The following is a 10,423-nucleotide window of genomic DNA, read 5'->3' as shown; positions in this document are numbered from 1 at the left end:
AGATCGTGGCGCAACGCCCGCGCGAGCGTCGGGCGGCGATGTTGCCGGCCGCGAGATCCATCTGGCCCATCAGCCAGCCGCCGAAGATGTCGCCCGCCGGGTTGGTGTCAGCGGGCATCGCGATGGTGCGCACCACGGGCGCCCCACGGTCTTCGGGCTGGCGGGACTCGGCGTCGGTCGTCATGGCGTGGTGCGGTCTCTAGTTGCGAGGGACCAGCCGACGCAAGGCGCGCGCCGCCCGTGTCCCCATGTCACATCCCGGCGACGGCGAACAGACAGCCGCGCCGACGACGGGTCAGTCCGGCAGCGCGAACACCACCAGGGCGTCGCCGGTGCCGAAGCCCGAGCCCTTGGTGAAGGAGGCGCCACCCGCCGCCACGGCGACGTATTGCCGGCCGTCGAGGGAATAGGTGATCGGCGGTCCGCCGATGCCCGCACCGCATTGGAAGCGCCAGAGGATCGCGCCGGTCTCCGCGTCGTGGGCATCGAGATGCCCGTCCTCCTCGCCGGAGAAGACCAGGCCTCCGGCGGTGGCGAGGGTGCCGCCGGAGAGCCGGCTTCCCGCCTTGACCGACCATTTGATGGCACCGCCGCGCGCCAGATCCACCGCCGTCAGGGTGCTGAAGCTGGGCTCGCCCTTCGCTTCCGCCGTCTCGGTGTAGCGGATGGCTGGGCGGTCGCCCGACGCCGGCACGGTCTTGACCACGTAGGTGGTCGCCCCGTGCCGGACCTGCGCGAAGGCGGTCCCGCCCCGCGCGTCGTAGGCGACCGGGTGCCAGGAGATCGCCCCGAGGGGGCCGGGGCTCACCACGGTGCCGGCCTCGGTGGGTGGCGCGTAGAGGTTCTTCTGCGCGACGAGCGCTGCCGAGCGGGTCAGGAGCTTGCCGGTCTGGCGGTCGTGCACGTAGATCCAGCCCGTCTTGGAGCCCTGGGCCACGGCCTTGACCGGTCCCTGCGTCGTCGGCTGGTCGAGGAGGAAGGGCGGACTCGCGACGTCGTAGCCCCATTCGTCGTGCGGCACCTGCTGGTGGTACCAGCGCAGCTGCCCGGTGCGCACGTCCAGCGCCACGAGGCTCATGGTGTAGAGGTTGTCGCCCGGCCGCGAGAGGCCGAAATTCTGCGGAGCTGGATTGCCGGTGCCGACATAGATCAGCCCGAGATCGGCATCGTAGGCCGGTGTCATCCAGAGGGAGCCGCCGCCGACCCGCCAAGCCTCGCGGTTGGCCGGGGCCGCCGCCTTCTCGGCGGCGATGTCACGGTGAAGGGGCACGCCGTCCGCCGTGGTCGCGGCGAAATCGCCCTCCCAGCCGTCCGACTTGGTGACGTACCAGCGCCAACGCTCGGCACCGGTGGCTGCGTCGTAGGCCGCGAGCCAGCCACGCCGGCCATAACCGCCCTCGATGCCCACCACGGCGCCGCCGTCGAGACCGCCCTTGGCGTCCTCCACGTGCAGACCGTAGCCGGCCCCTGCCACTCCGACGATGACGAGGCCCTCGGCGACCAGCGGCGGCATCTTGAAGCCGAGCCGGCTCGAGCCCTGCACGCCGTTGGCGCCGAGCGTGTCCGCGAGGGCCGAGGCGGTCTCGGACTCACCCTCTTCGGGGCGCACGGCCTCGTGGTCCCACAGGACCTTCCCCGTCGCGGCGTCGAGGGCAATGATGCGCCCGTCCATCGTCGCCTCGAAGACCTTGCCGTCCGAGACTGCGACGCCCCGATTCGACGGCGGCCCGAAGATCTTTTCCGTGCGTGCCTTGTGGGTGTAGGTCCAGAGGACCTTGCCGGAGCGCGCATCGAGGGCGGCCACGTGATTCTGCGTGGTCGAGACGTAGAGCGTGCTCCCCACCGCCACCGGCTCCGCCTGGAAATAGCCGGTGATCCCGGTCTGGAAGATCCAGGCCGGGCGCAGGGCCTTGACGTTGGCCCGGTCGATCCCGGTCAGCGGAGAAAAGTGCTGGTTGGTGTGGTCGCGCCCGAACATCGGCCAATCGTCGGCCGATGCCGGCGAGAGGGGCGATATGGTCATGAGAAGAGCGGCCAGGACACCGACGCGTGCGGACTTCATGCTGTTTCCTCGAATCCTTGATGTGTGGTCGGGCGCACGCGTGAAACCGATCGCCATCAGGCGGAGGCGTCCGGCCGCTTCGCCTTGGCAAGTTGCAGCGGCGTGTCGGCGGCGCCCATCGACTGCGCCATCTCGGCGGCGGTGAGGCCGGTTCCGTCCCGCAGGTCCGGGTCGGCCCCGTGGGCGAGGAGAAGGTCGACCATATCGGTCCGGTTGAACATCGCCGCCGTCATCAGTGCCGTGCGCGTGCCACTGCCCGTGCCGTCGACGGCGGCGCCATGCGCCAACAGCAACGCGGCGATCGCCATGTCGCCCTTGAAGGCCGCGCCGGCCAGCGGCGTCTGGCCACGGACATTCGCGAGTTCCGGGTCGCCGCCATGTTCGAGGATGACCCGCGCGGTTTCCGCCTGCCCGTTATAGGCGGCGAGCATCAGCAGGCTGTCGCCCTTGTCGTTGCACAGGTTCGCGGGCAGCCCCTGGCCGAACAGTTCGGAGAGTTCCTCCGCGTGGCCGAGGCGAGCATACTGGAATACCCGGCCGGCGAAGGCCAGAGTCTCAGCGTCGAGTTCGGGCTTGTGCGGCGTCTCGGTATCCATTGGGTGCTTTCACTACGGGCGCTCGCGGAGGACGGATCATTGAGCGTCATGCGCCCCGGAGTCGAGGCGCGTCACCCTCGGAAGCTTTCGGCCAGCGTCGCTCAGAAGTCGTGCTTGTCGAGGGTCTCGCGGAGGGTGTCGAGGGCAATGGTATAGTCGGACTGCATGCCGAGTTCCGGCGACAGACTCGTGCCGTGGATGGACACGTAGGCGCCGTCCTTCAGGCCGACCAGGTCGAGGAAGAAGTCGTCGAGCATGTCCTGGTTGGTGAGCATCAGGCAGCGCACGCCCGCCGGCGAAAAGGCGAGATTGCTGAGCGCCGCGCCCATCCCGCCCACCACCAACCGCGCGGCGGCGAAGATCTGGACCTGCCGCGCGAAGGGTTCGGTCTCGGGATGCACCACCGCGTAACCGCGCTCCCGCAACAGGGCGATCACCTCCGCCTCGTTGGCGAGCCGCCGCCGCCCGCTTCGATTGCGGCTGACGTAGATCCGCTCGGGCAGCGGTTCGGCCGGGGGACCGATCCGGTCGCGCAGGGCGAGTGCGGCCTCGATCACGAGGGGCGATTTCTCGACGGGCTGCCGGGTGATCGGTGTCGGATAGACCAAGTCCTCGAAGACGACCTCGCGCGCGTTCAGCCAGACGATGCGCGCCTCGCCGATCCCCAGGACGGCGAGCGAGTCCCGGTAGACGCGTTCCATCGCGGGGATCGCCTGGACGGTCACCTTCGCGTTCTCGAGCAGCCCGGCACGGGCGGCGACGTGCAGCCGGGGGAGGCATTCGACGAGCCAGTGCCCGTAATTCTCCGCCCACATCTGCCACAGGTGCACGGTGCGGCCGGGGATGCGGCGGGGCCGTGGCAGCGTGTGCGCGACATGTCCCGTCCCGTCGGACGCCAGGGTCAGGGCGCCCAGAAGATGCGTCCGGTCGCGGTTGATCAGGCTCTCGGCGACGATGGAATCGCCGACCTGCACGATGCCGTATCCGAAGACGATCGCCTCCGGGTAGCGGTGGACCCGCGCCTCCGGCGGGACCACTTCCATTCCGGCGAACCAGCGGACGCCCTCGACGATCCAGGGCGGTGCGTCGACGAGCGTGGCGGTCGGGCGCCGATAGGTGGGCGCCGCGACCGTGACTGGGGCGGATGCGGGAATGTCGGCGGCCGGGCGAAGCCGGATCGGTCGGGGCGGAACGGAGGCCTTGACGGTGACCCGGTATTCGCACGGGCCGTGGCCCGCATGCGAGGCGGCCGGCAGGCGCTCCGCCGATGCTCGGCGCCGGTCGAGGGCGAGGGTTCGATAGCGGTCGTAGCCGAGGCGCGTCCCTGTCCGCGCTCGCAGGGCGTAGACGCCGCCATGGGCGAGGGTGCGGTCGAGCACCACGAAGGCGAAGGCCTGCGCCCGAGGATCGGATGTCCGCTGATCGATGACGAGATTCGGCCCATGGAAGGCCACCAGGGCCCGCAGGCGATGCCGCTCGCCGAGGCGCCCGCAGATCACCGGAATGCCGTCGGGCGCCTCGGCCCCGAGGTCGGGATTGTCGGTGACGAGGCAGAACGCGGCCTGGATGAAGTGCGCCCGGAAGAACGCGAGGTCCGGGTCGATGCGATCGCAGAGGATCAGGACCGAAGACGGCTGCGTGGTGAGGTCCGCCACGGCCTTGAGTGCCAGGAGGCGCGCCAAATCGCCCTGGACCGGCCGCTTCGATGGGGCGGACCGGAGCGCGCGCCAAATCCTGCCGGCCCGGACCCTTTCCCAAGCGGAGTGCAGGAACCATACTTGCACTATGCCGACACCGAAGAAGCCCCGCGCCGCATCCGCCAAAACCCCGAATTCCAAGGCGTCGAAGCCCGAGCTGCAGCCCCTCGACGAGCATCTCGCAGCTTTGCTCAGCCCGGCGCTGAACCGCAACCGCCCGCCGCCGGTGGAGGTGGCACCGCCGCGCCCCTCAGCAAAGCCGCCCGCCAAGCCGACGGGTCGTCCCAAGAAGGTGGACCCGGCTCCGGCCGGGATGGCGGAAGCGCCGCAGGCGGCGTTCATGCACGCCGATGCCGCCGATGTCGACCCGCGCCTGGCCCAGGCCCTCGGCCTGCGCCCGCCCGAGGACGGACCGGCGCCGGAGGGGATGGCGGATGACGGCGAGACCTCGCTCGCCACCGACGCCGTGTCGGCCACCGTCGATGCGCTGTCGCGCCTGCTCACCGAGGGCAACCCGCTGTTTCGGGACGGCAAGACCTGGGCGCCCCACCGCCCGGAGCGGCCGAAGAAATCGGAGGGCGGCGTCCCCTTCAAGCTGAAATCGGAGTTCGAGCCGGCGGGCGACCAGCCCCGCGCCATCGCCGAACTCGTGGACGGCGTGAAGAAGGCCGAGCGTGACCAGGTGCTGCTCGGCGTCACCGGCTCCGGCAAGACCTTCACGATGGCCAAGGTCATCGAGGCGACGCAGCGCCCGGCCCTGATCCTGGCCCCGAACAAGACCCTGGCGGCGCAGCTCTACGGCGAGTTCAAGAGCTTCTTTCCCGACAACGCGGTCGAGTATTTCGTCTCCTACTACGACTACTACCAGCCCGAGGCCTACGTGCCGCGCTCGGACACCTTCATCGAGAAGGAATCGTCGATCAACGAGCAGATCGATCGCATGCGCCACGCCGCAACCCGCGCCCTGCTCGAGCGCGACGACGTCATCCTCGTCGCCTCGGTCTCGTGCATCTACGGCATCGGCTCGGTGGAGACCTACACCGCCATGTCGTTCACGGTGTCGCTGAACGAGAAGATCGAGCAGCGCCAGCTCATCGCCGACCTCGTGGCGCTCCAGTACAAGCGCATCCAGTCGGACTTCGCCCGCGGCACCTTCCGGGTGCGCGGCGACGTCATCGAACTCTGGCCGGCCCACTTGGACGATCGCGGCTGGCGCATCGGCCTGTTCGGGGACGAGGTCGAGACGATCACCGAGTTCGATCCGCTCACGGGCAAGAAGATCAACGACCTGAAGTTCGTGAAGGTCTACGCCAACTCGCACTACGTCACGCCGCGCCCCACCCTTCAGCAGGCGGTCAAGGGCATCAAGACCGAGCTGAAGCAGCGCGTCGACGAATTGACGAAGATGGGCCGCCTGATCGAGGCCCAGCGCATCGAGCAGCGCTGCACCTTCGACATCGAGATGATCGAGGCCACCGGCGCCTGCAACGGCATCGAGAACTATTCGCGTTACCTGACGGGCCGCAAGCCCGGCGAGCCGCCGCCGACCCTGTTCGAGTACCTGCCGGACAACGCCCTCGTCTTCACCGACGAGAGCCACGTCACGGTTCCGCAGATCGGCGGCATGTACAAGGGCGATTTCCGCCGAAAGGCGACCCTGGCGGAATACGGCTTCCGCCTGCCCTCATGCCTCGACAACCGCCCGCTGCGGTTCGAGGAATGGGACGCCATGCGGCCGCAATCCATTCACGTCTCGGCCACCCCGGCGAAGTGGGAGATGGAGCAGACCGGCGGCGTCTTCGCCGAGCAGGTCATCCGCCCCACCGGCCTCGTCGACCCGGTCATCGAGATCCGCCCCGCGCGCTCCCAGGTGGACGACCTCCTGGGGGAGGTGCGCGAGGTGGCCCAGGCCGGCTACCGGACGCTCGTGACCACGCTGACCAAGCGCATGGCCGAGGATCTCACCGAGTACCTGCACGAGAACAGCGTGCGGGTGCGCTACATGCACTCGGATATCGACACCCTCGAGCGCATCGAGATCATCCGCGACCTGCGGCTCGGGGCCTTCGACGTGCTGATCGGCATCAACCTCCTGCGGGAGGGACTCGATATTCCAGAATGCGCGCTGGTCGCCATCCTCGACGCGGACAAGGAGGGCTTCCTGCGCTCCGAGACCTCGCTGGTGCAGACCATCGGCCGCGCGGCCCGCAACGCCGAGGCCCGCTGCATCCTCTACGCGGACAACATCACCGGCTCGATGGAGCGGGCGATGGCCGAGACCGAGCGGCGCCGCACCAAGCAGCTCGCCTACAACGAAGAGCACGGCATCACGCCGCAGAGCGTGAAGCGTGGCATCTCGGACATCCTGAGCAGCGTGTTCGAGGGCGATCACGTCCAGGTGGATACGGGGCTGGCCAAGAACGCCGCCACCATCGGTCACAACTTCAAGGCTGTGATGGCCGACCTCGAAAAACGCATGCGCATGGCCGCCGCCGACCTCGACTTCGAGGAGGCAGCCCGCCTGCGCGACGAGCTCAAGCGCCTCCAGGCCACGGAGCTCCTGGTGTCCGACGATCCCATGGCGCGTCAGGGGGACATCGAGCGTGAGGCAGGTCGTTTCGGATCCAAGCAGAGCCGCATCTCGAAACCGACCCTCGACAACATGGGTCCGGGCACGGACCGAGAAATCCCGGTGGGCGCCGCGCCGTCGTGGGTCGAGCGACCGAAGGCCCGCTCGACCCAGGGGCTCGGCGGGCAGAAGCCGAAATACAAGGGCGGGGGCGGGCGAAAGCGCAGCTGATCGCCGGCCGAACCGGAACGGGAACCCTTGCGGGGTGCCGGGGCTTGGTTCGGCATCACGTGAAGCGCCCACCCCGGAGACTGTCCCGTGACCCTCCCTCGCCCCCTCCGCCCGCCGTTCCAGCCACGCGCCGGCTCCGCGGTCACCGCGCTCTTCCTCGGCAGCCTCGCGATATCCGCGAGCTTCGGAATGGTCCTCGGGCCCTTCCTGGCGCCGGCGGCCGCGGCCCAGAGCGTCCCCAATCCGAACGATCAGCCGACGCCCGCGACGTTGCCGGAGCGTGATCGTACCGCCGCCGAGCGCCCGAACGGGCAGGTCGCGCCGTCGAAGGCGATCTCGGCCACCACGGAGATCGTGGCGTCGGATCGAACGAAGGGCAGCCGCACCAATCCCCTCGACCACCTTCCCGCCCGGGATCGCGCGGCCACCGGCGGAACGCGCCGCGACTGATTTTTTGTGAAGGTTCGGGTGTGCCCAAGCTGGGTTCGTTCCGAAAAATACGATCCGTTACAAGACGTTACGCGGGGGAGAAGCGATTATGGGTCTGCTCGATCAGGTCATCGGCGGTGTTCTTGGCCAAGTGCTCGGGGGCGGGCACGCCTCGGAGCGCGGCGGACAGGGTGGCGGCGGAGGTCTCGGCGGTGGAGGCAGTCTCGGGGGCGGGCTCGGAGGAGCGATGTCGCCCATCGTCCAGGCGCTCCTGATGCTCCTGATGTCCAAGGGAGCGGGCGGCCTCGGCGATCTTCTCGGCGGCGGGCATCGCCAGGAGGCGCCCCAACGCCGTGAGCACGAGGACGGAGATATGGGCGGGTTCGGCCAGGATCCGGGCCGCCCGCCCGGCTCCGGATGGAACCAGCGCGACGACGAAGGCTCCTCGCGCCCGCCGGCGCGGGAGGGCGATTTCAGCGACCTGTCGGGCATGCTCGACGGCCCGGGAGGTGGTGCGCCAGGTCCGAGCGATCGCGAGCCGGGCGCCGGCCCATACGCCCGTCTCGATCATGAGCAGGGCGAGGGCCACGGCGGCCTCGATGGGCTCGTCGACCGGTTTCAGCGCGGCGGCCTCGGCGACGTCATCGAGTCCTGGATCGGCCACGGTGAGAACCGATCCGTCGCGCCGAACCGCCTCGCCGACGCCCTTGGACCCGAGACGGTCAATGCGTTGGAGCAGCGTACCGGCATGAACCGCGACGACCTGCTGGCTCAACTCGCCCAGGTCCTGCCGCAGGTGGTCAACGGCCTGACCCCGCAGGGACGGCGCCCGACCGGCGAGGACGTGCGCGGCTGGTAGCCCGGTCGCGTTCAGGCCAACGAAAATCAGCGCAGCGAGGGCCCCCTCGTTGCGCTTTCGGCGTCTGCACAATCCCGCATCGTCGTGCCGAAGCTCATGCCGGCCTCGTAGAAGCGGAAGGTGTTGCGCCCGGCATTCTTGGCTTCGAACAGCGCGATATCGGCGTTCCGGCACAGCTTGTCGCCATCGAGCCCGTCCTGCGGCGCGATGGCGATGCCCAGGCTGACGCCCACCGCGATCGCGTCTCCATCGACGTCGATCGGGTTCGAAATCGTCTCGATGATGCGACGGGCGAGCGTCCGGACGCTGCTGGCCACGACGGGGCCGGTCTGGATGATCATGAATTCGTCGCCGCCGATACGTGCGACGGTGTCCTCGGATCGGACGACGGACCGCAGGCGCTCCGCCACGGTGCGTAGCAGGGCGTCGCCCGCCTGATGCCCGAGGGTGTCGTTCACGGCCTTGAAGCGGTCGAGATCGAGGCACAGCACCGCGAACCCGCGCGCGCGGCGGCGCGTCATCGCGATTTCCTGGGCGAGCCGCTCGTGAAAGAGCGTGCGGTTGGCGAGATCCGTGAGCGCGTCGTGCCGGGCCATGTGCGCGATGCGATGTTCGGCTTCCTTGCGCTCGGTGATGTCGCGCACCGCCGCCACGTAGCCGGTGCGCCGGATCCCGTCCGCATCGAAGGTCACGTTGAAGATCGCCTCGACCCAGACCCAGCTGCCGTCCTTGCGCCGGTAGCGCTGGCGCGCCACCACGCGTTCGAGGCGGCCCTCGCCGATGTCCCGCAGGAGCTTGCGGAAGGCCTCCAGGTCGTCGGGATGGACCTGATCGAGGGGCTTCGTCCCGATCAATTCCTCGGGCTCGTAGCCGAGCAGCGTGCGGACGGCGGGGGAGACGTAGCGCCGGACCGTGTCCAGGGTCGCCCAGACCACCATGTCGGAGGTGTTGTCGGCCAGCAGGCGATAATGCGCCTCCCGCTCGCGAAGCTGGCTCTTGGCGCGTTGCAGGGTGAGTTGCGCACTGACGACGGAGGCAAGGTCCCGGAGGCGCGCGCAATCCTCGTCCGTGAACTGGCGCGGAACGACGTCGAGGACGCACAGGATGCCGACCCGCAGGCCGTTCTCCGCGTAGAGCGGCGCTCCGGCGTAGAAGCGCACCCACGGGGACTGGCTCACCAGGGGAGCGTCCCGGAACCGCTCGTCCTCGCGCGCATCCTCGACCACGAAGACCGCATCCGACAGGATCGCGTAGTTGCAGAAGGCCCCTTCCCGCTCTGTCCCGTCCTGATCGAGGCCGCACTTGGCCTTGAACCACTGATGGTTTTCCTCGATCAGCGAGACATAGGAGATCGGCATGCCGAACAGGGCTGTCGCCGTGCGGCAGATCGCGTCGAATTCCGGTTCCGGCTCGGTCGCCATGATGTGGAGGTCCCGAAGGGCCTTCAGGCGATCCGCTTCATTGTCGGCGATGGGGTACATGTACGCCCTGGATCAGCACAGTTCCGGTCGGTGGATCGAAACGTCCATGATTTAAGACACCGAGAGTCCCAACCGTCGCTTAACGTCTGTTTCCGGAATCGTGGATGGCCCGTCCGCTCCCGGCTATTTCGTCGACTTGACCTGACAGGTGGCGCAGAAGAACGTCGATCGCCCGGATTGTACGATCCGCTCGATCGTACCCGTGCATCCCTTCGCTCCGCAGGCATGCCCGACTCGGTCGTAGACCCGAAAGGCGTGCTGGAAGGCGCCGGCGCCGCCATCCGTATGTGCGTAGTCCCGCAGGGTCGAGCCGCCAGCTGCGACGGCCTCGGTGAGAACCTCCACGATCACTTTGGTCAGGCGGGTTGCCTGGCGTGTCGGCGTTCCGTCCGGCTTGGCGAGGCTGCCCGCCGGCGCCTGCGGGTGCAGGCCGGCCCGGTGCAGGGCCTCGCAGACGTAGATGTTGCCCAGACCCGCGATCAGGCGCTGGTCGAGGAGC

General features: G+C 69.0%; 8 protein-coding genes and 1 pseudogene. 3 read left to right on the top strand and 6 right to left on the bottom strand.

The window, feature by feature from the left end; translation table 11 throughout:
* From JWQ05_RS00255 to JWQ05_RS00240, 4 genes and pseudogenes are all read right to left on the bottom strand, one after another.
* A pseudogene (locus JWQ05_RS00255) lies at positions 1–184 on the bottom strand (acyl-CoA thioesterase); the annotation flags it as partial.
* Positions 185–295: 111 nt separating this feature from the next.
* Positions 296–2,023: a PQQ-binding-like beta-propeller repeat protein gene (locus JWQ05_RS00250; protein ID WP_299652700.1), complete on the bottom strand. Its 1,728-nt coding sequence runs from the start codon at positions 2,021–2,023 to the stop codon at positions 296–298.
* A gap of 95 nt (positions 2,024–2,118) precedes the next feature.
* On the bottom strand, positions 2,119–2,658 hold the full coding sequence (locus JWQ05_RS00245) for an ankyrin repeat domain-containing protein (protein ID WP_299652697.1): 540 nt from the start codon (positions 2,656–2,658) through the stop codon (positions 2,119–2,121).
* 101 nt (positions 2,659–2,759) lie between these two features.
* Entirely contained in the window at positions 2,760–4,340 is a 1,581-nt protein-coding gene (locus tag JWQ05_RS00240) for a glycosyltransferase family 61 protein (RefSeq protein ID WP_299652694.1), read from the bottom strand.
* A gap of 103 nt (positions 4,341–4,443) precedes the next feature.
* Between JWQ05_RS00240 and uvrB the strand changes: the two genes are divergently transcribed.
* The 3 genes from uvrB to JWQ05_RS00225 all read left to right on the top strand — a co-directional run bounded on the left by uvrB (position 4,444) and on the right by JWQ05_RS00225 (position 8,443).
* Positions 4,444–7,155 (top strand): excinuclease ABC subunit UvrB, encoded by a 2,712-nt coding sequence (gene uvrB / locus JWQ05_RS00235; protein WP_299652690.1) that lies wholly within the window; start codon positions 4,444–4,446, stop codon positions 7,153–7,155.
* 87 nt (positions 7,156–7,242) lie between these two features.
* Positions 7,243–7,605, top strand: a complete 363-nt coding sequence (locus tag JWQ05_RS00230) for a hypothetical protein (protein ID WP_299652687.1) — start codon at positions 7,243–7,245, stop codon at positions 7,603–7,605.
* A gap of 88 nt (positions 7,606–7,693) precedes the next feature.
* Complete coding sequence (locus JWQ05_RS00225; protein WP_299652684.1) at positions 7,694–8,443, top strand: YidB family protein; 750 nt, start codon at positions 7,694–7,696, stop codon at positions 8,441–8,443.
* 26 nt (positions 8,444–8,469) lie between these two features.
* Here JWQ05_RS00225 and JWQ05_RS00220 read toward each other — a convergent pair whose 3' ends face one another.
* Entirely contained in the window at positions 8,470–9,924 is a 1,455-nt protein-coding gene (locus tag JWQ05_RS00220; RefSeq protein ID WP_299652681.1) for a sensor domain-containing diguanylate cyclase, read from the bottom strand.
* A 123-nt stretch (positions 9,925–10,047) separates the two neighbouring features.
* A partial coding sequence (locus JWQ05_RS00215; RefSeq protein WP_299652679.1) for a zinc finger domain-containing protein occupies positions 10,048–10,423 on the bottom strand: 376 nt, incomplete at its 5' end.

It is taken from the genome of Methylobacterium sp. (assembly GCF_028290105.1).
Lineage (GTDB): Bacteria > Pseudomonadota > Alphaproteobacteria > Rhizobiales > Beijerinckiaceae > Methylobacterium.
The sequence above is the reverse complement of the archived record's forward strand: the minus strand, read 5'-3'. Positions and strand labels throughout refer to the sequence as shown.

What these genes read in the sequence shown, in the direction of transcription:
- JWQ05_RS00250 (WP_299652700.1), bottom strand. Translation starts at nt 2,023, where the DNA reads ATGACCATATCGCCCCTCTCGCCGGCATCGGCCGACGATTGGCCGATG.
- JWQ05_RS00245 (WP_299652697.1), bottom strand. Translation starts at nt 2,658, where the DNA reads ATGGATACCGAGACGCCGCACAAGCCCGAACTCGACGCTGAGACTCTG.
- uvrB (WP_299652690.1), top strand. Translation starts at nt 4,444, where the DNA reads ATGCCGACACCGAAGAAGCCCCGCGCCGCATCCGCCAAAACCCCGAAT.
- JWQ05_RS00225 (WP_299652684.1), top strand. Translation starts at nt 7,694, where the DNA reads ATGGGTCTGCTCGATCAGGTCATCGGCGGTGTTCTTGGCCAAGTGCTC.
- JWQ05_RS00220 (WP_299652681.1), bottom strand. Translation starts at nt 9,924, where the DNA reads ATGTACCCCATCGCCGACAATGAAGCGGATCGCCTGAAGGCCCTTCGG.